The organism is Bradyrhizobium sp. HKCCYLRH3097 (assembly GCF_051167875.1).
Lineage (GTDB): Bacteria > Pseudomonadota > Alphaproteobacteria > Rhizobiales > Xanthobacteraceae > Bradyrhizobium.
In genome coordinates, this window is the sequence record NZ_JBNPTX010000008.1 from 237,305 (window position 1) to 255,437 (window position 18,133).

General features: G+C 65.7%; 22 protein-coding genes and 1 pseudogene. 5 read left to right on the plus strand and 18 right to left on the minus strand.

The features are described from left to right. Positions 1–214: 214 nt before the first annotated feature. From tolB to ACQR0U_RS21005, 11 genes are all read right to left on the minus strand, one after another. The gene (gene tolB / locus ACQR0U_RS20955) at positions 215–1,486 is read right to left on the minus strand and encodes a Tol-Pal system beta propeller repeat protein TolB (protein WP_434843643.1); all 1,272 of its coding nucleotides are present in this window, start codon (positions 1,484–1,486) and stop codon (positions 215–217) included. Positions 1,487–1,554: 68 nt separating this feature from the next. After that, complete coding sequence (locus ACQR0U_RS20960) at positions 1,555–2,589, minus strand: protein TolA (RefSeq protein ID WP_315717582.1); 1,035 nt, start codon at positions 2,587–2,589, stop codon at positions 1,555–1,557. Next, positions 2,586–3,065 (minus strand): ExbD/TolR family protein, encoded by a 480-nt coding sequence (locus ACQR0U_RS20965; RefSeq protein ID WP_315717583.1) that lies wholly within the window; start codon positions 3,063–3,065, stop codon positions 2,586–2,588. The genes ACQR0U_RS20960 and ACQR0U_RS20965 overlap by 4 nt, the downstream gene beginning before the upstream one ends. 39 nt (positions 3,066–3,104) lie before the next feature. Beyond that, complete coding sequence (gene tolQ, locus ACQR0U_RS20970) at positions 3,105–3,788, minus strand: protein TolQ (protein ID WP_315717584.1); 684 nt, start codon at positions 3,786–3,788, stop codon at positions 3,105–3,107. 456 nt (positions 3,789–4,244) lie between these two features. Beyond that, positions 4,245–4,730: a DUF2852 domain-containing protein gene (locus ACQR0U_RS20975; RefSeq protein WP_434843644.1), complete on the minus strand. Its 486-nt coding sequence runs from the start codon at positions 4,728–4,730 to the stop codon at positions 4,245–4,247. 129 nt (positions 4,731–4,859) lie between these two features. Then, the gene (locus ACQR0U_RS20980; protein ID WP_315717586.1) at positions 4,860–5,585 is read right to left on the minus strand and encodes a TetR/AcrR family transcriptional regulator; all 726 of its coding nucleotides are present in this window, start codon (positions 5,583–5,585) and stop codon (positions 4,860–4,862) included. A 263-nt stretch (positions 5,586–5,848) separates the two neighbouring features. Further along, complete coding sequence (locus ACQR0U_RS20985) at positions 5,849–6,217, minus strand: hypothetical protein (protein ID WP_315717587.1); 369 nt, start codon at positions 6,215–6,217, stop codon at positions 5,849–5,851. A 33-nt stretch (positions 6,218–6,250) separates the two neighbouring features. After that, positions 6,251–6,667, minus strand: a complete 417-nt coding sequence (locus ACQR0U_RS20990; RefSeq protein WP_316175058.1) for a YciI family protein — start codon at positions 6,665–6,667, stop codon at positions 6,251–6,253. A 33-nt stretch (positions 6,668–6,700) separates the two neighbouring features. Next, a complete protein-coding gene (locus ACQR0U_RS20995; RefSeq protein ID WP_434843645.1) occupies positions 6,701–7,114 on the minus strand; it encodes a YciI family protein in 414 nt (137 codons plus the stop codon). 112 nt (positions 7,115–7,226) lie between these two features. Beyond that, positions 7,227–7,877 carry a glutathione S-transferase family protein gene (locus tag ACQR0U_RS21000; protein WP_434843646.1) on the minus strand — a complete coding sequence of 217 codons (651 nt, stop codon included), beginning with the start codon at positions 7,875–7,877 and terminating at the stop codon, positions 7,227–7,229. A 186-nt stretch (positions 7,878–8,063) separates the two neighbouring features. Beyond that, positions 8,064–8,615: a dihydrofolate reductase family protein gene (locus ACQR0U_RS21005; protein WP_316195355.1), complete on the minus strand. Its 552-nt coding sequence runs from the start codon at positions 8,613–8,615 to the stop codon at positions 8,064–8,066. A gap of 106 nt (positions 8,616–8,721) precedes the next feature. Here ACQR0U_RS21005 and ACQR0U_RS21010 point away from each other — a divergent pair, with 106 nt between their 5' ends. Then, positions 8,722–9,240: a winged helix-turn-helix transcriptional regulator gene (locus ACQR0U_RS21010; RefSeq protein WP_315753948.1), complete on the plus strand. Its 519-nt coding sequence runs from the start codon at positions 8,722–8,724 to the stop codon at positions 9,238–9,240. 46 nt (positions 9,241–9,286) lie between these two features. Here the strand turns inward: ACQR0U_RS21010 and ACQR0U_RS21015 are convergent, their stop codons facing one another. Beyond that, entirely contained in the window at positions 9,287–10,495 is a 1,209-nt protein-coding gene (locus ACQR0U_RS21015; protein WP_434843647.1) for a hypothetical protein, read from the minus strand. An 880-nt stretch (positions 10,496–11,375) separates the two neighbouring features. On the opposite strand from ACQR0U_RS21015, the pseudogene ACQR0U_RS21020 reads away from it, so the two are divergent. Both ACQR0U_RS21020 and ACQR0U_RS21025 read left to right on the plus strand, forming a co-directional pair. After that, a pseudogene (locus ACQR0U_RS21020) lies at positions 11,376–12,174 on the plus strand (SDR family NAD(P)-dependent oxidoreductase). 4 nt (positions 12,175–12,178) lie between these two features. Beyond that, positions 12,179–12,625 carry a hypothetical protein gene (locus ACQR0U_RS21025; protein WP_315717596.1) on the plus strand — a complete coding sequence of 149 codons (447 nt, stop codon included), beginning with the start codon at positions 12,179–12,181 and terminating at the stop codon, positions 12,623–12,625. Positions 12,626–12,630: 5 nt separating this feature from the next. Here the strand turns inward: ACQR0U_RS21025 and ACQR0U_RS21030 are convergent, their stop codons facing one another. The 5 genes from ACQR0U_RS21030 to ACQR0U_RS21050 form a co-directional block, all read right to left on the minus strand. Continuing rightward, positions 12,631–13,050: a VOC family protein gene (locus tag ACQR0U_RS21030; RefSeq protein WP_315717597.1), complete on the minus strand. Its 420-nt coding sequence runs from the start codon at positions 13,048–13,050 to the stop codon at positions 12,631–12,633. A 30-nt stretch (positions 13,051–13,080) separates the two neighbouring features. Next, positions 13,081–13,500 carry a DoxX family protein gene (locus ACQR0U_RS21035; RefSeq protein WP_316187053.1) on the minus strand — a complete coding sequence of 140 codons (420 nt, stop codon included), beginning with the start codon at positions 13,498–13,500 and terminating at the stop codon, positions 13,081–13,083. Positions 13,501–13,596: 96 nt separating this feature from the next. Continuing rightward, positions 13,597–14,868, minus strand: coding sequence for an RNA polymerase sigma factor (locus ACQR0U_RS21040; RefSeq protein ID WP_434843648.1), 1,272 nt, complete (start codon positions 14,866–14,868; stop codon positions 13,597–13,599). Then, positions 14,865–15,233, minus strand: a complete 369-nt coding sequence (locus ACQR0U_RS21045) for a YciI family protein (protein ID WP_315717600.1) — start codon at positions 15,231–15,233, stop codon at positions 14,865–14,867. Before ACQR0U_RS21045 ends, ACQR0U_RS21040 begins: the two co-directional genes overlap by 4 nt. Positions 15,234–15,332: 99 nt before the next feature. Beyond that, on the minus strand, positions 15,333–15,650 hold the full coding sequence (locus ACQR0U_RS21050) for a hypothetical protein (RefSeq protein WP_315717601.1): 318 nt from the start codon (positions 15,648–15,650) through the stop codon (positions 15,333–15,335). An 88-nt stretch (positions 15,651–15,738) separates the two neighbouring features. On the opposite strand from ACQR0U_RS21050, the gene ACQR0U_RS21055 reads away from it, so the two are divergent. Next, positions 15,739–16,704 carry a 2-hydroxyacid dehydrogenase gene (locus tag ACQR0U_RS21055; RefSeq protein WP_316202629.1) on the plus strand — a complete coding sequence of 322 codons (966 nt, stop codon included), beginning with the start codon at positions 15,739–15,741 and terminating at the stop codon, positions 16,702–16,704. A gap of 4 nt (positions 16,705–16,708) precedes the next feature. On the opposite strand, the gene ACQR0U_RS21060 is transcribed toward ACQR0U_RS21055, so the two are convergent. Beyond that, positions 16,709–17,380, minus strand: a complete 672-nt coding sequence (locus ACQR0U_RS21060; protein WP_315717603.1) for a TetR/AcrR family transcriptional regulator — start codon at positions 17,378–17,380, stop codon at positions 16,709–16,711. 90 nt (positions 17,381–17,470) lie between these two features. Between ACQR0U_RS21060 and ACQR0U_RS21065 the strand changes: the two genes are divergently transcribed. After that, positions 17,471–18,115: a glutathione binding-like protein gene (locus ACQR0U_RS21065; protein ID WP_315717604.1), complete on the plus strand. Its 645-nt coding sequence runs from the start codon at positions 17,471–17,473 to the stop codon at positions 18,113–18,115. The last annotated feature ends 18 nt before the right edge of the window (positions 18,116–18,133 follow it).

Below are 18,133 nucleotides of genomic sequence, written 5' to 3' on the forward strand. Positions count from 1 at the left end.
ATTACCGCTCGCAGGTGAAGTCTTTCTGAGGGAACATCGTTAGCGGAGCGTTTCCGCGTTCGCGAAGTGCACGAATTCGCTCGAAAATTCAGAGAACTAGGCAAACACTACCCGGCTACTACAACTAATAGTTCTGCCTTTCCATAGAACACGCATCGCGCGACTGGAAAAATCGCGTCCACCACGACGTGAGCGGGCCCAGAGGCTCGCTCCATCACGACAGCAGCGGCGACCAAGCCGGATCCGAGGCGAAGCCCGGCGTCGGCACCTTCTGCTCGAAGCGGCCGGAGACGTCGATCGAATATAGCGACGGACCAGCGGTGCCGCCGGGGTCACGGAAGAACATCAGCACGCGGCCGTTGGGCGAGAAGGTCGGCCCTTCGTTGTGGAAGCCGGCGGTGAGGATGCGCTCGCCCGAGCCGTCCGTCTTCATGATGCCGATCGCGAATTGGCCGCCGCCCTGCTTGGTAAAGGCGATGAAGTCGCCACGCGGCGACCACACCGGCGTCGAGTAGCTGCCCTCGCCGAACGAGATGCGCTGCGCTGCGCCGCCACTGGAGGACATTACGTAGATCTGCGGTTTGCCGCCGCGATCGCTTTCAAAGCAGATCTGGCTGCCGTCCGGCGAGTAGCACGGCGAGGTGTCGATCGCCGGCGTGTCGGTGAGCCGCGTCGTCGTGCGCGAGCGCAGATCCATCACGAACAGGTTGGAGTTGCCGCCCTGCTGGAGGCTGAGGATGATGCGCTGGCCGTCCGGCGAGAACCGCGGCGAGAACGACATGCCGGGGAAGTTGCCGACGATCTCGCGCTGGCCGGTCTCGATGTTGAACAGATAGACCCTCGGGTCACCCTGCCCGAACTCCATGTAGGTGATTTCCTGGCTCGACGGCGAGAACCGCGGCGTCAGCACGAGGTCGGCGCCGCGGGTGAGGTAGCGGACGTTGGCCCCGTCCTGATCCATCAGCGCGAGCCGCTTGACGCGCCGCTCGGACGGGCCGCTCTCGTCGACGAACACGACGCGGCTGTCGAAATAGCCCTTCTCGCCGGTCATCTGGGTGTAGATCTGGTCCGAGATGATATGTGCGATGCGCCGCCAGTATTCCGGCGCCGTCACATATTGCTGGCCGGTGAGCTGCTGGCCCGAGTTCGGGTCCCACAGCCGAAACTCGGCCTTCAGCCGCCCGTCCGGCTGCCGCGTCGCGCGGCCGGTGACGAGCCCGCGCAGATCGAGCGGCTTCCAGCTCGCGAATTGCGGCGGGGCCTCGAAATTGCTGATGCGCTCGGGAAAGGCGGCCGGGTCCACCGGCGCGAACAACCCGCTGCGCTTGAAATTGTTGGTAATCACCTGTGCGATACCGTTGCCGACATCGGCGTCACCGGCACCGCCGGGCACGAATGGCGGAATCGCGATCGGGATCGGCTTGAACTCGCCAGGGCCGATAATCACACGTTGCGCGAACACGGGCCCCGCGCCCAAGGCTGCCATGGCGGCTCCTCCGCCCAGCAGAACCTGGCGCCGCGTGGTGGATCCTATCTTGCGCGTCGGAGGTGTCGTCAAGTTCGGCCTCGCATCGAATTCATCATTTTGAGGTTGAATGTCGCGGGTATCAACTTCCACTCATTGTACCGGTTCTTCGGCAGAAACGCGTAGGGCGCACAGTTCTCGACCGCACGCTTGGCATTTTCCGCCATGGCCAGGCTGACGGTACGGGACGGTCCGGTCATGCCGACGACGGCGGGAGCAGCAAAGAGCGATCCATCCGGCCGTAGCTGGATATCGAGATCAACGGAGATCTTGTCTTCATCCACGCCGCTATAGGGCGCATTGAAGCAGCGGGTGACCGCCTCCTGGAACGCGGCCTGCCAGCTCGCGACATTGGCCTCTGCCGTTCCTCGCACCGAGCCCAGCGCCGCATTCGCATTGATCTCGGATCCCGTGACCGCCTGCCGCGTCGGATCTTTCTGATTGATCAAGCTCGCCATCTTCTCGGCGTCGAACTTGCGCTCGCTCTTGTGCTTGGGCGGCTCCGGCGGCGCGGCGGCGGCCTGCGGCTTCGGCGGCTGCTTCGCCTTGTCCTTGTTGAGCACGCTGGCGATCTGGTCCGGATTGAACGGGTCCGGCTTCTTCTCCTCCGGCTTCGGCTTCTCGGCCGGCGCGGGCTTCGGCGGCTCCGGCTTCTTCTCGGCCACCGGCTTCGGCGTATCCGGCTGCTTCTCGACCGGCTTCGGCGGATCGGGCTTCTTCTCGACCGGCTTCTCCGGCTTGGGCTGCGGCTCAGGCGCGGCGTCGGTCTCGGTGACCTGCTTGGTATCGACCTTGCCGACGATGTCCTCGGTCGGCTTCTTCTCGCCGATCTTGTCGGCCAGCAGCTTCTGGGATTCCTTCTTGCCCGTCAGCGCGCCGGCCTTGGCCTTCGAGCTGTTGTCCTCCGAGATCACGTCGACCGGCACAAGGTCCTCCGGCGGCGCCACCATCGAGCGCGCGGAGAAGCTGAACAGGCCCCAGCACAGCACGAGCACGTGCAGGGCGACGGACAGCACTGTCCCCTTGCGCGTGCGCACGAACCGGATGAGGTCCTTCGACGTCATGAGCCCTGATCCGGCAGCACGACGATGCTGGCGCGATAGCCGGCATCGCGCGCCAGGCCCAGCACCTTCATCATGTCGGAGTAGCAGGCGTCGCGATCGCCGCGGATCTTGACGACGTTGTCGCCGCCGCCGGCGCCCGCCTCCTTCATCGCCTTGATCTTCGGCCCAAGTTCGTTGATCGCGATCGGCGAGTCACCGAGATACACGTCCACCTTCGACGCGCAGCCGCCGCCGGTCTTCTTCACGGTGACCTCGAGCGGTGGCTTGGCGTCGGCCGTCGAGGCCGAGCCGCCTTGCGCCTGGGGCAGGTCGACCTGGATGTTGACGGTGAGCAGCGGCGCCGCGACCATGAAGATGATCAGCAGCACCAGCATGACGTCGACCATCGGCGTGACGTTGATCTCCGCCATCACGGCCGCCTTGCGCCGACCGCGGCGACCACCGCCGCCGGACGCGCTGCCCATGCTCATGCCCATGCTATGGTACTCACGATCCGGATGCCACTATACCTGCCCTCATCCCCGCTCGTCGATCTGACGGGACAAGATGGCCGAAAATTCATCTGCGAAGCCTTCCAACCGCTGCGCCTGCCGGTTCACCTCCGAAGAGAACTTGTTGTAGAAAATCGTCGCCGGGATGGCCGCGATCAGGCCGATGGCTGTGGCGAACAGCGCCTCCGCGATGCCCGGCGCGACCACCGCCAGCGAGGTGTTCTTGGAGGCCGCGATCGCCTGGAAGCTGGTCATGATGCCCCAGACCGTGCCGAACAGACCGACGAACGGGCCGGCGGAACCGACCGTGGCGAGCACCAGGAGACGGCGTTCCAGCCGCTCGACCTCGCGCGCGATCGACACGTTCATCACCTTCTCGATGCGCATCTGCAGGCCGGCGAAGGAGCGCGCGTGGCCCTCGAACGAGCGCTTCCACTCGCGCATCGCCGCCACGAAGCACGCCGCCATGGACTGCGTCGGCTTCGCCGATAGCACCCGGTACAATTCCTCGATGGATTCCCCGGACCAGAAGGCCTGCTCGAACCGGTCCATCGAGCGGCGGGTCCGCGAGAACAGGAACATCTTGTCGATCGCAATCGCCCAGACCCAGATCGAGCAGGAGATCAGGCCGAGCATGATGATCCGAACCACCCAGCCGGCATTGCCGAACAGATCGATCAGGGACAGGCCGCCGCTATCGACAGACATCTGCAGTATCCTCTCAACCAATCATCCCGGGATGCCCGGGACCATGCAGCCGCCGTTCCATGCCGGATGCCGTCGCGGCGGAAAGCGCCTGCGCGAGAAAACCCTGAACTGATCGCTTTAAGAGGCCCGCCGAAGCCATAAGCGGCCTGCTTCCTCTGCCAACGTGTCAAAACAAGGGCTCTTGGCGCGCGTAAGCGCCCCTTAACCAAACCCCCTCCGGGGTTAAGGCGGGGTTACCGCGGAGTATTGCCGAGGTCAAAGGTCCAGCCGGACCAGCCAGATAGAGCCTTTGTGATCAGCCGCTTGACCGTTTTGGCCGGCGGCGGACAGCGGCCAGCCGCCGCAGGCGGGCGGTATCGGAGAACGCAAAACGCCCGCCGGCGGGGGAACCGCAGGCGGGCGTCTTGTGCCGTCAGGGCGGGGGCTGAAAGCCCTGCGGCGTCAGGTGAGAGGCGATCAGCTCTGCGGCTGGTCGTTCGGCGGGGTCGGACGCGGCTTGTGCTGGGCCATGAACGCGTCGAACTCCTCCTTGTCCTTGGCGTGGCGCAGCCGGGTCAGGAAGTCACGGAACTCCTGCTGCTCCTCTTCGAGCCGCCGCAGGGTCTCCATGCGGTACTCGTCGAAGGCGCGGTTGCCGCTCGAAGCCGGCTGCGAGAAACCGAAGCCGAAGCCGCGGCGCTCCATCTTGTCGCGCATGCGGTCCATCTTCCACTGCATCCGTTCCATCTTGTTCGACCAGCGATCGCCGCCGTTCCAGCACGACATCTTTCTGCTCCCGAGTGTGAAAAAGAGAAGGGCAAGTCCGATCGGCCACCAGATGATGAAGCCGATCACGGTCACGGCGATCCAGCCGGGATGCCAGGGCGACTCCATCATGCGGGGCCGGTACCTCTGCTCCTCCTCCGAACCGCGCCAACGATTGACATCTGCGGTGTAGGCCATCTCCCTCTCCATTCGCGGCGCCATGCCGTGTGAATGTAAATAACATTTACATAGCTAGCTCAACCCGGGATTTTGTCAAGGCGACCGCCTGACGCGTCGCTCGAATTATTTTTCGGCGTTCTTTGAACCTTATTTCGGGCGGCCCCAGGGCCCTGCCGGCTTGTCATCGTCCGGCAGCGGCGGCGGCTCGGCAGCGGAGGACGGCGCAGGCCGGCGGTCGGTCGGGAAGCCGAGCCCGCGCAGATAGATCAGCAGCTCGGCCTCCAGCAGCTCCTCGGGCGACATCGGCAGCTTGCGCCGGGCGGCATCGCCGCGCGCGAACAGCGAGGCGATGCCATGCGCCATCGACCAGATGTGCAGCGCCATCATCAGGGCCGGCGGCCGCGGCATCCCGGGCGGCGCCAGCGCCGCCAGCCGCTCCGCGGCGGCCCGAATGACGCCGAAAGCGCGCTCACCCGCCGCCAACAGGCCCGCGGTGGAGTCCGCCGGCACGCCGGATTCGAACATCGCCGAGTAGAACGCAGGCTCCGAACGGGCAAATGCCAGATACGCCTTGCCGACGCGCTCGAACGCCGTGACGGTGTCGGGCCGGCCGTCGTCCCACGCCGCCGAGAGCTGCGCCTCGAACTGCTCGAAGCCGCGCTGGGCGATGCTCGACAGCAGTTCATCGCGGTCGCGGAAGTGGCGATAGGGCGCGGCCGGGCTGACGCCGGCCATGCGGGCCGCATCGGCAAAGGTGAAGCCGGCAGCCCCCTTCTGCGCGATCAGGTCGAGCGCCGCCTGCAGCAGCGCCTCCTTGAGGTTACCGTGATGATAGCCGCGCTCGGCGCGGCGCTCTTCCTTGCGCCAGCTCATGTAAATGGCTTTTACATGAGCCGGGTCGAAGGAAGCCAGCGACTTTTGGGCGGGGTCAGCCGCCGACTTCCGGGACGCTCTATCGCGCCGTTCGGTTAAGCCCCCCGCGAACAGGTGCCACCCTCGCCCCTTGAGGGCCCCCGCAAGGGGCAGGGTGGCACCGAAGTCGCCGCGGGATCAGCGCGCCCGGCACAAACGCCGGGCGCCCGCAGCAAGCGGGACGTTCACCTCGGCCGACGTGCTCCGCCCTGCAGGCCGCTCAACTAGCCGCCCGGAATCGGCAGCACCGGCATGATCTCGACCCGCTCGCCCGGGAAGATCGCAAAATGCGGATGGTTGACGAACATCTTCGCGGCATCCTCATGTGACGCGGCGCGGACCACGGTGAACGCGCCCATCTCGTTGGCGATGTCGTTGACGCCGCCCTTGTCGACCCGCTTGGTCTTGCCGAGCGGCCCGCCCATCGCGACGATCGCGTCCTTGTGTTGGTCCACCCAGGCATGCCAGGCCGCCATGCCCTGCTGTCCCCTGGCATTGCGCTCCGTCTCGGACAGCGCCTCCCAGGCTTTCCAGACCGGACTGGTCTTGCTGCCGAGAAAGACGGCGAGATAGGTGTTGCTGTTGTCGCTCATTGCACTTCCCTCTCCTGCTGTGAAACGGATCGATCAGACACGGCCGGCATGCGGCAGCTCGGCGAAGCCCGCCGCCGCCTGCTGTACCTCCTCGGAAAAGTCGGCCATCTCCTGGACCTGGCGAATCTCGATGATCTCGTTGTCCGAGGCCGGGCACTGCCTGGCCCAGGCGATCGCCTCGTCGCGCGAGGCGACCTCGATCATCCAATAGCCGCCGAGCACCTCCTTGGCCTCCGCGAACGGGCCGTCGGTCACCACAGGCTTGCCGCCCGCGAACGAGACCCGCGCCCCCATCGACAGCGGATTCAGGCCCTCCAGCGTGATCAGCACGCCGGCGTCCTTCAGGGCCTCGTTGTAGCGCATCATCGCTTTGACACGCTCGGGATCGAGCTGCACGTCCGGCGGCGCACTCTCATAGCCGAGCGGGATCATCAGCATCATGAATCGCATCGCGTTTCTCCTCCTCTCCTGATCAGGGTCGGTTCAGCTCTTGGCGGCCTGCGCACGCAGCCGTTCGACCCGCTCACGCAATTCGGGCGTGAACGTCTCGCCGAAATCCTCCGCGGCATAGACCTGGCGGATCTCGATCTCGCCGCTCGGGAACGGCGCCCGCTTCATGTTCTCGATCACCTCCTCGAGCGAGCCGGCCTTGAGCATCCAGAAGCCCGCCGCGAGATCGCGGGAGAGATCGAACGGACCGCGCGCGACGCTCGGCGTCCCGTTCGAGAAGTCGATGCGCGCCCCCTTCGCGGTCGGATGCAGGCCCTCGCCGGCCTCCATCATGCCGGCCTTCACCAAGCCCTCGTTGAACCGGCCCATCGCCGCGAACTCCTCGGTGGTCGGCAGGATTCCGGCTTCCGTGTCCCTGGTCGCCTTCACGATCACCATGAACCGCATGGCTGCTCTCCCCTGATGCTGTCCGGCAGGACTGCCCTGCCCTCATCAGTAGGACGATCCGGCCCCGGCACGGCCGACACGCTCCCGCAATTATTTTGGCCGGGTTCCCGGTTCAGCCCGGCTCTTGCGGGAACATGTGGAAATAAGGCTGGGCGTCGGCGAGCACCCGCGCGACGGAGGGCCGCGCCTTGAGCCGGTCGAGATAGGCTGTGACCCCAGGCAGCCCATCACCCAGCGGCTCCACTCTGTCGGCGTAGAACAGCGCCGGCAAGGCCGCGCAATCCGCCAGGGTGAAAGGGTCGCCCATCGCCCAGCCACGCGGCGGCAGCTCGGCCTCGAGCATGGCGTAGGACGTGCGGAGCCGGCTTCGGGCGTCGGCGACGCCGAGCGGATCGCGGGCATCGGCCGGCCGCAGCCGGTCGAACACGACGGTCTGCGTCGGCATGTGCACATAGAGGTCGAGAAAGCGATCGCGCAGACGTGTCCGCAAAGCGAGATCGGGATCATCGGGAATGAAGCGCGTCCTGCCCGCATAGTGCTGGTCGAGATACTCGATGATGATGCTCGATTCCGGAATCGTGCGCTGCTCGTCGCGCAGCACGGGAAATTTACCGATCGGCCACAGCTTCAAGAACGCCGCGCGCTCATCCGCGTCACCGAGATTGATCAGCTTCGGCGTGAACGAAACGTCGTTCTCATACAGCGCGATCAGCACCTTCCAGCAGAACGACGACAGCGGATGATAGTAAAGGGTCAGGGACATCGTACGCTCCTGCTGAGTTGAGTGAGAACAAGTCGTTTGGTCCCGAACGCGCGGCCGCAGGACGGTGCGCTCCCGCGGCCCGCTGTTCACGGGGAGAGGGTTGAGGTGAGGCCCTTGACGCACGGATGATGTGAGTGGAAAGACCTGCGCTGCCCCGGAACCCGGAGCGCGCCGCGAGATATGGGCTCACACGCCCCGAACGGGGGCATAGCGCGCGATGACAACGCCGTTGGACAGCGCCCGGCTGTCGATCAGGCTGAGCTTCAAGGCCTGCCCCGGCTTGAACAGCGGCCGTCCGGCGCCAAGCACGCGCGGATTGATCGCGATTCGAAGCTCATCGATCAGGTCGTGTGCCACAAGCGTCGAGCCGAGGTCGGCGCTGCCGAACAGGAACAGGTCCTTGGCATTCTCCTGCTTGAGCTTGTCGACCTCGGCCGCGAGCTCCGGACCCAGCAGATGCGCGTTTGACCATGCCAGGCGAGACAGCGTGCGGGAGGCGACATATTTGGGGATGCTGTTCATGACGTCGGCGATCACGCCCTTCTCGGTCGGCCAATAGCCGGCCATCAGATCGTAGGTCACCCTGCCGAACAGCAATCCGCCCGCCTCGTGCAGCTGCGTCTCGGAGATCTGCTCCAGCTCCGGGCCCCACACATCCTCGTGCCAGGAGATGTCGCCGTTCGGGCCCGCAACCATGCCGTCCAGCGTCATCATGTTCCACATCACCAGTCTCGCCATCGACTGCCTCTCCCTGACTGCTTTCATTTTGCAAGCAGTTGGAGAATGCCCAGACCGGTGCAATATTGCAAGCGGTTTATGCGCGATCCCTGCTCACGAGACTTCGATGTCCGACCCTCAGCGCTCCGGCTGCCCGATCAACCTGTCGCTCGAAGTGGTGGGGGATAAATGGAGCCTCTTGATCATCCGCGACATGATGTTCGGAAATCGCCGGCACTATCGCGAGCTGCTCGGCGGCTCGGAGGAGGGCATCTCCTCGAACATTCTCGCCGACCGGCTGAAGACGCTGCTCGCGGCCGGCATCATCAGCCGTGAGGACGATCCGAGCCACAAGCAAAAGGGCATCTATTCCCTGACCGAGCAGGGCATCGAGCTGTTGCCGATCCTCGCGCAGATGGCGGGCTGGGGTTACAAGTATCTGCCCGTCTCGGAGGAGCTCGGCATCCGCGCCAAGCTATTGATGGAAGGCGGCCCGAAGATGTGGGCCGAATTCATGGACGAGCTGCGCGAAACCCATCTCGGCGCGAAACGGCGCAGGAGGGCTGGACCGAGCGTCGGCGAGCGGCTGCAGGCAGCTTACCAGAAGGTCGTCGCTGCCAAGAAGGCCGAGGCAGGCGGCCGATGATCGCACGCCTCGCGACGCGCACGGATCGTGCGCGCCGCTTCCCGCATCAGAACCGCGTGTTGTCGGCCCTGTAGCGCGATGATTTGCGCGGGGCGCGTTCGGGGGCCTGCTCGAGCTGCGCGATCGGACGGCGATAGGTCTCGGCGCGACGCAGCCAGCCCGCCTCCCACACGCGGTTCGAGGGCAGATTGCGAACCCGCTGTTGCAGCACGACCTGCACCGCGTCGGAATATTCGGCGAGCACGGCCTTGGACTCGGTGGTGGTGCCGTTCATCTTGAGCAGCACCTGCTTGAGACCCCAGCCCTGGCGCTGGCCCGTCTCCTTGTCCACGGCCGTCTCGGACGGATTGGTGCCCTCGCCCTTGAAGTTGATGTAGTCGATCAGCGGGTAGAGATCGTTGGAGGCGCGCACGACCCGCGAATATTGCGCGACGATGTGCTCGCGTTCGGCGCTGTCGGGCGTGTTGGCGAGGATCTTGTCCATCGCGCCTTGCGCACGCGCCACCAGGAACTGCGTCTGCTCCGCAATCGTGTCGAGCAGGAACTGCCGCAATTGCCGCATTTGCGGCGAGTTGAAATTCCGCTTGAAGTCGGCCCGGCTGGTCCACGGGCATGCCGGAATCGGCGTCTTGTCGAGCCATGCAGGCAACGGCGTCCTGCCCTTGCGCAGAAATGCGATCAGCCCCGGAAAACCCTCCTCATAAGGCGGCTTCGCGGTGGACGGGTACCAGATGAAATGCCCGATTCCCAGCGAGGCGAATTCTTCACCCGCATTCCACGACGTGATCGCGTCGCGCCGTCCCCCGGCCTCGTTGAGCCAGATCTTGCGGCCGATCATCTGCGCGACGTCGGCCGGCAGCGCGCGCTGAGGCACCGACAGATTCTTCGTGGTCTTGGCGTCGCTCCGCGGGTCGCCCTTGCGCTCGACCGCGATCGGCTTCGCAGGCTCGGTCGGTGGAACGACCACTTTCAGAGCCGGCGTCTGCACGTCCGACGGCCGCCCCACCGTCTCGGGCTCCGCCGTCTGCGGCTGCTGCGGCGGCGCGACATCGTGCGCAGCCTGCTCGGTCTCTGCCGGTTTCGCAGCAACGCTGCCATCCGCTCCGGCGGCGCCGGACGCCGCGAGCCCGAGGACAATGCACGACAGCAGCAACGCGCCGCACCCGCGCCTCAGACCATTCGACCCGTGCGACAAAGCGTGCAGCTCCGTGGTTCTGACGAGGGTGATTCGCCGGCTGATGAATAGATCGCCCATGTCGATTCTACCGAGACTCTTAAACTCTACGCTACCGGTTCAGATTCGTCCCGGACACGTCCGAGAGCCACCCGACAACGGGCAAATCAGCCGACGGCGGGACTGTCCAATTCCACGGGGAAATGCGCCTGGAGAGGCTGCTCTTTTCCTGAAGACTTTCAAGTCGATCACCCTTGTCCAGTGCTTCCCGTAAAAAAATCCCTCTTTCGCCTTTCCAGAATTCATGCTCCTTTAGCCACGTCCTGTTCCCGATCGAGAGGGACGTTTCGCGGTCGTCACGAACGTGGGGAGCAGGATGGGGTGGACGCGTCGATGTTGCAGCGTGGAGCATGATTCGGAACCGGAGGCCGTTGACGGCTATTGCGCCACAGCTTTCCGACAAGATCATGCTCATATGAGGACACGCAGACGAACAACGCGGCGCGTACGGCGAAATCATGTGGTCCCTGGCATCCCGATGCTGATGCCGTGTCCGATGCGGGAGCGTATTGTGGCGGAAACGGGGGCAAGACAGCCGGTCCCCGGGCATCGCGCAGGGAGGGCCGGGATGTCTCAGCCGGATCTGTGGTTCCTGCCCCGTGCATTTGTCCCGCGGGGGCCATGGGGCGGGCAAGCTCCCGGTCTTCCCTGCGCCCTCCGACCCGAGAGGGAGGCCAGGGCGAGCACGACTCGGGTGCTTCGACACCGCGCGAATTGACGTCGTCGTTACCACCCCTGGCTGTTTGACAACGCCCACGAACTTCGCTGGCTATACGCATCGCGCGGAGCTGGATTGAACGTACTCTGACAGATGTGACGGCCTTCACAGCCGATCCGGGCAGCGCATGTTAGGACTCAACGACGAGAAGAGCCGGGCTGCCGGCCCGAGGAGTCGACCCCCGTGACGGAAACATCGACGACGACGCTGACTGACAAGGTCGCCCTGATCACCGGGGCGGCACGCGGCATCGGGCTGGCGACGGCAAAGAGATTTCTGCACGAAGGCTGGCGCGTGGCGCTTCTCGACATCGAGAAGACGCTGCTCGACGACGCCACATCGGCACTCAAATCCCCCGATCGAACGCTCGCGCTGCATTGCGACGTCGCGGACGCGGCGATGGTCGCCGATGCGTTGGCGCGCATTGCCGGCCGTTTCGGTCGTCTCGATGCACTGGTCAACAATGCCGGCGTGGCGCGTTTCGCCCCGATCATGGAAACCAGCGAAGCCGACTGGCAACGCATCCTCGACGTCAACCTGACCGGGCCGTTTCTGTGCACGCGCGCCGCGGTGCCGCTGATGCGCGAGCACGGCGGCACCATCGTCAACATCACCTCGATTTCAGCCGTCCGCGCCTCGACGCTGCGCTCCGCCTACGGCACCAGCAAGGCGGCGCTGGCGCATCTGACCAAGCAGCTCGCGGTCGAGCTCGCTTCCGCCGGCATCCGCGTCAACGCGGTGGCGCCGGGCCCGGTGGAGACCGCGATGGCCAAGGACGTGCACACGCCGGAGATCCGCCGACTATCACGACGCCATTCCACTCAACCGTTACGGCCTCGAGGACGAGCTCGCCGAGGCCATCTTGTTTCTCAGCTCCGAACGCTCCAGCTATATCACCGGACAGATCCTGGCCGTCGATGGCGGCTTCGATGCCGCGGGAATCGGATTGCCGACCTTGCGCGGCCAACGCAGGAACACATGAAACGATGCCGAGCCGGACGCGCATCATCCTGACCTTGCTGCTCGCCGTCCTCTTGTGGGGGATCGCGACGATGCTGGCGCGCGCCGACGTCCGCATCATCTCCTCGCCCGGCGGCGAGGTGGGACCGTTCCTCGATCTGTTCGAGAAGGTGCGCGCCTCCGGGGAGCGTGTCATCATCGACGGTCCCTGCCTGTCGGCCTGCACGCTGGTGCTCAGCGTCGTGCCCGAGGACCGCATCTGCGTGACGCGGCGAGCCTCCCTCGGCTTCCACGCCGCACGCTCGGTCGACCGGCGCGGCCGCGTTTATGCGGAACCCGAAGCCTCCAAGCTGGTGCTGCAGACCTATCCCACGCCGGTGCGCGGCTGGATCGAGCGCCGCGGCGGCCTGACGTCGCGGCTTCTGTTGTTGCGCGGGCGCGAGCTCAAGGCGATGTACCCCTCGTGCCGCTAGCGGCGTCACGCCGCATAGCCTTCCGCCGGGGAATTGATCATCCACGGAATGCCGAAGCGATCGACGCCCATGCCGAAGCCCTTCGACCAGAAGGTCTTGCCGAACGGCATGGTGACGGCACCGCCTTCGAGCAGCGCGTTGAACTTGCGCTCGGCCTCGGCCGGGTCTGCGATCTGCAGCGAGACCGAGATTCCGTGCGGCTTGCCTTGATAATATTCGGGCGGCGAATCCGAGGCCATCAGGACGCCGCCGCCGATCGAGAAGCGGACATGCATGATCCTGTCCTTATGCTCCGGCGCACACGGCATCTCCGGCGGCGCCTCGCCGTTGCGCATCATCATCTCGATCTTGGCGCCGAGCACCTCGCTGTAGTGCTTGAGCGCCTGCTCGCAATCGCCGTTGAACGTCAGATAGGGACAGATCATCGTCATCCTCCTTGGTTGAAAGATCATTCGTCAGCGCGGCAGCGGCAGCGGCAGCAGCGCGCGCAGCCGGCGATCGCGCAGCCACAAGCCGCCCCACAGCATCAGCCCGAGATAGAGGCCGAACAGGACGTGGCTGAACAGCGGACTGCCGATGCGGACATGAGAAGCGATGGCGCCGCCGAGATAGCCTGTCAGCAGGATCGCCCCGACGAACGACGTCGGCGGCAACGCATAGAGCACGGTGCAGACGATCGTGATCAGACCGAGCGCGCGGGCCGTGCCGTCACTCGCGCCATAGCCCATCTGATCCAGCGTCTGGGTGACGACGGGCAGAGGGACGAGCTTGATCGCGCCGTCGAACAGCAGGAACAGGGTCACCAGCCCACTCAGGATGCGGCCGCTCCACAATTCGGCGCGCGAGACCGGTTCTTCCAAGGTGATCGTCGTCATCTGCAGCTCCTCCCCGTAATGCTGCTCCAAGGACGAATGAAGGAGCGTGCCGCCGACAGCCCGGTTCAAGATTTTGGATCGAATCTCAGCGGAATGTCACTGGCCGACCTGGACCTGAGCCGTTGCGCTGTCGCGCATCAGGCGATCGAGCTGCATGCGGATATGCGCGGCCTCCGCCGAGCTGTGCGCCAGCGCGATGGCGCGGTCGAAGGCGGTCCGTGCCTCGTCGGCGCGTCCGAGCTGCATCAGCAGCGCGCCGCGCACGCCGAAGAAATAGAAATAGTTGGCGAGCCGCCCTTCGAGCGGCGCGATCAGGTCGAGCGCCGCCTCGGCGCCGCGGACCTTGGACACCGCAACGGCGCGGTTGAGCGTCACCACCGGCGAGGGCTGCACCACTTCCAGCGCGCCATAGAGCAGGTCGATCTGCGTCCAGTCGGTGTCCTCCGGGCGCGCGGCGCGCGAATGCAGCGCCGCGATCGCCGCCTGGATCTGGTACGGACCGCTGCGGCGATGGCGCATCGCCTTGTCGATCAGGGCTGTGCCTTCCGCGATCATCGGCTGGTTCCACAGCGAGCGATCCTGATCCTCCAGAAGAATCGGCAATCCCTCGGCGTCGAAGCGGGCGGCGGAGCGGGCGTGCTGCAACAGCAGCAGCGCCGTCAGCCCCATGATTTCGGGCTCGCTCGGAAACAGCCGCAGCAGCAGCCGCGCCAGCCGGATCGCCTCCTCGGACAGCGGCTGGCGCTGCGCGGCGGTCTCGCCGCTGGCCGAATAGCCCTCGTTGAAGATCAGGTAGACCATGGCGGCGACCGCGGTCAGGCGCTCCGACCGCTCGACCGCGCCAGGGGTCTCGAACGGCACGTTCGCCTGCGCGACGCGCGCCTTGGCGCGGGTGATGCGCTGCTCCATGGCGGCCTCGCTGACCAGGAAGGCCCGGGCGATCTGCTTCACCGTCAGTCCGGACACCACGCGCAGCGCCAGCGCGATCTGCTGCGTCGCGGGCAGATCCTTGTGGCAGCAGATGAACAGCAGGCGGAGGATGTCGTCGCGATAATGCGAGCCGTCGAGCCGGTCGGCCAGCGCGCTCTCGGCGTCGTCGAGATCCGAGATCGCCTCGTCCTCCGGCAGCGGCTGCTCGCGGCGGACACGGCGGACATCATCGATGGCCGCGTTGCGTCCGACCATGATCAGCCACGCCGCGGGATCGCGCGGCGGCCCATTCTGGGGCCAGCTCTTCAGCGCGCGCAGGCAGGCGTTCTGGAATGCCTCCTCCGCCGTGTCGAGGTCGCGGAAATAGCGCAGCAGCGCGCCGACGGCCTGGGGACGTGCTGATGTCAGGGCTGCATCGATCCAGGCCGTATCGGTCATGCCAGCGCTCCACCCGGCCTGAACGTGCCGACGGGACGGATCTCGTAGGAGCCGCCTGGATTGGCCTCACCGAGTTCGCGCGCGACCTCGAGCGCCTCGTCGAGATTGGCACAGTCGACGAGATAGAAGCCGAGCAGTTGCTCCTTGGTCTCGGCATAGGGGCCGTCGATGACGAGCGGCGGATCCTCCTTCCGGAGCGTCGTCGCGGCCGTGGTCGGCAGCAGCCGCGCCACCGGCCCGAGCCGCCCCTGCTTGGCGAGCTTCTCCTGGATGACCGCAAGCTTGGCCATGACCGCGGCATCCTGGTCCTTGCTCCAGGCGCAGACGACATCCTCGTCATGATAGCAGAGCAGCGCATACAGCATCGGAAGTCATCTCCATTCGTCTTCAAGACGGCGGAGTATGCCTCCGGCCGACAGACCCACGAAGTATTTTCGCGGGTTCCGCCTGCAGGAACAAGCCGCCTACCAAGAGATGCCGTACTTGGCCGCGATGTTGCGCGCCCGCGTTTCCTGCGCGCTCTCGCGCGGCTGCCTGGCTCGGCCCGTCTGGCGCTGCGACTGGCCTTGGCCCTGCCCCTGACCTTGCCCTGCGGCACCTTGGCCGCCCGCACCTTGCGCCATGCCGTCCGCGGCGCCCTGTTGACTGGCGGCCTGCGGCTGACCGCCGCCCTTGCCAATGGAAATGCCGTTGGCCGACAGGATCGACCCGACATCGATGGTCTGAGCCTGGACCGAGGCGGATGCGATGACGAAAGCGGCGGCGAGAAGCAATTTGCGCATGACGATGTCTCCGTGTTGATGGCTGGAGATTGGCCTGCGCGCGCGATCTGGTATGTGGAACACGTCACATAAGCTCGAGGACCCCCCGATGACCAAAGGCGCGCTGGCGCTCCTGATCCATGGCGGCACCGATAACTGGTCGCCGCAGCGCTGGAAGGCGCGTTTCGACGACGTCTGCGGCGACCGCCCGGTGGTGCTGCTGCCGGATGCGAGCCTCGATCCGGCGGAGGTGCACTACGCCGCGGTGTGGAAGCCGGTCCCCGGCGAGCTCGCCGGCTTCCCGAACCTGCGCGTGATCTTCAATCTCGGCGCGGGCGTCGACGCACTGATGGCCGACAAGACGCTGCCGAGCCTGCCGCTGGTCCGGGTCGCGGTCGATGATCTTACGGCGCGGATGACCGAATATGTCGTGCTGCACGTGCTGATGCATCATCGGCAGGAGCTGTATCTGCGCGAGTCGCAGCGCGTGAAGCGCTGGGCGCCCAAGTATCAATGGCCGGCGGCCGCGATCGGAGTCGGTATTCTCGGACTGGGTACGCTCGGCATCGATGCGGCCGAAGTGCTCAAGCGGCTCGGCTTCCAGGTCGCCGGCTGGAGCCGCAGCGAAAAGCAGGCGGACGGCATCGAGTGCTTCCACGGTGCGGCGCAGCTGGATGCGTTCCTGGCGCGGACCGACATTTTGGTGTCGCTGCTGCCGCTGACGCCCGACACGCGCGACATTCTCGATCGCAAGATGTTCGCGAGGCTTCGGCGCAGCTCGCCGCTCGGCGCCCCCGTCATGATCAATGCCGGGCGCGGCGGCCTGCAGAACGAGGCCGACATCCTCGCCTGCCTCGACGACGGCACACTTGGTTCGGTCTCGCTCGACGTGTTCGGCCAGGAGCCGCTGCCGGTCGACAGCCCGTTCTGGAGCCACCCGAAGGTGGTGCTGACGCCGCACAATGCGGCCGACACCGACGCCGACGCGATCTCGCGCTACGTCGCCGAGCAGATCGCGACCTTCGAGGCCGGCGGGGCGCTGCGCAATCTGGTCGATCGCGTCAGGGGATATTGAACCGCTATTTGTTGCCGACCATCACATCGATGGCGCCGGCGACGATCGCCTCCAGCTCCTGACGCGGCGCCCGCGCGCGCGCCCGGACAGCGATCGAGTGGATCGTCGCCGACGCCAGACGCGCCAACACGACGGGATCGGCGTCGGCCGGCAGCTCGCCTTTTTCCTTGGCGCGGCGGAAGCAATGCGCAAACGCCTTGTCGAGCTCGGTCAGCGCGTTCTGCACCATGGCGCGGATGTCGGGGTCGGCGACCGCCTCCGAGCCCGCCGTCATCACCGTGAAGCAGCCGCGCGGTCCCTCCTCGCCCGACAGATAGATGTCGAGCGCCGTGGCGAAGATCTGCTCGAGCTGCCGTCGCACCGGCCAATCGTTACTGAAGACGTCGCCCATGAGGGCGCGGGCATTGTCGCGATAGCGCTGATAGCTCTTGATGTAGAGCTCGCGCTTGTCGCCGAACGCGCCATAGAGGCTCGGCCGGTTCATGCCGGTGGCGGCGCTGAGATCGTCGAGCGAGGTCGCGGCGAAGCCGGTCGACCGGAACAGGTCGAGCGCCTTGCCGAGCGCGACATCCGGCTCATACGCCCGCGGCCTCCCGCGCCGCTTCGGCTGGTCGGGGGCACCCGCCTTTTCTATCGGACGGTCGCCCTGCGGCGGCCCTTTCTTTTTTTGTACCATTTCGCACTAAATTCCTTGACCGAGCTCATATTATGCGAGACAGTATAAAAATCAACCAATGCTCCGGTCCGGAGCCCGAGGGAGACGTCCATGGACCTGTATTTCTCGCCGCTCGCCTGCTCGCTCGCCACCCGCATCGCGCTCTACGAAGCCGGCGCGAAGGCGAACTATCTCGAGGTCGATCCCAAGACCAAGATCGTCCTCAACGACGGCTCCGATTTCCGCGCCGTCAACCCGCTCGGGCTCGTCCCGACGCTCCGCACCGATGACGGCGACCTGCTGACCGAGAACGCCGCGATCCTGCAATATGTCGCCGATCGCTTCCCCGAGGCCAAGCTCGGCACCGGCCCCGGCATGGACCGCAGCCGGCTGCATCAATGGCTCTGCTTCATCGGCACCGAGCTGCACAAGGGCCTGTTCATTCCGATCCTCGACAAGACCGCGCCCGAGGAAATGAAGGCTCATGTCCTGAAAAAGAACCTGTCGCGGCTCGATCATCTCGAGAACCATCTGCGGGATCGCGACTATCTGCTCGATCATTTCACGGTCGCCGACGCGTATCTCGTCACCGTGATCAACTGGACCATGGCAACGCCGCCGGTCCAGCTCGCGAAATGGCCGGCCGTGAAGGCGTACTACGAGCGCCTGCGCGCGCGGCCGTCGATCGCCCGTGCCATCGCCGAGGAGTTCGAGCTCTACAAGGCGGAACTGGCGCGGCATAAGGCAGCGGCCTAGGAACAGGCGGCCTGGGAA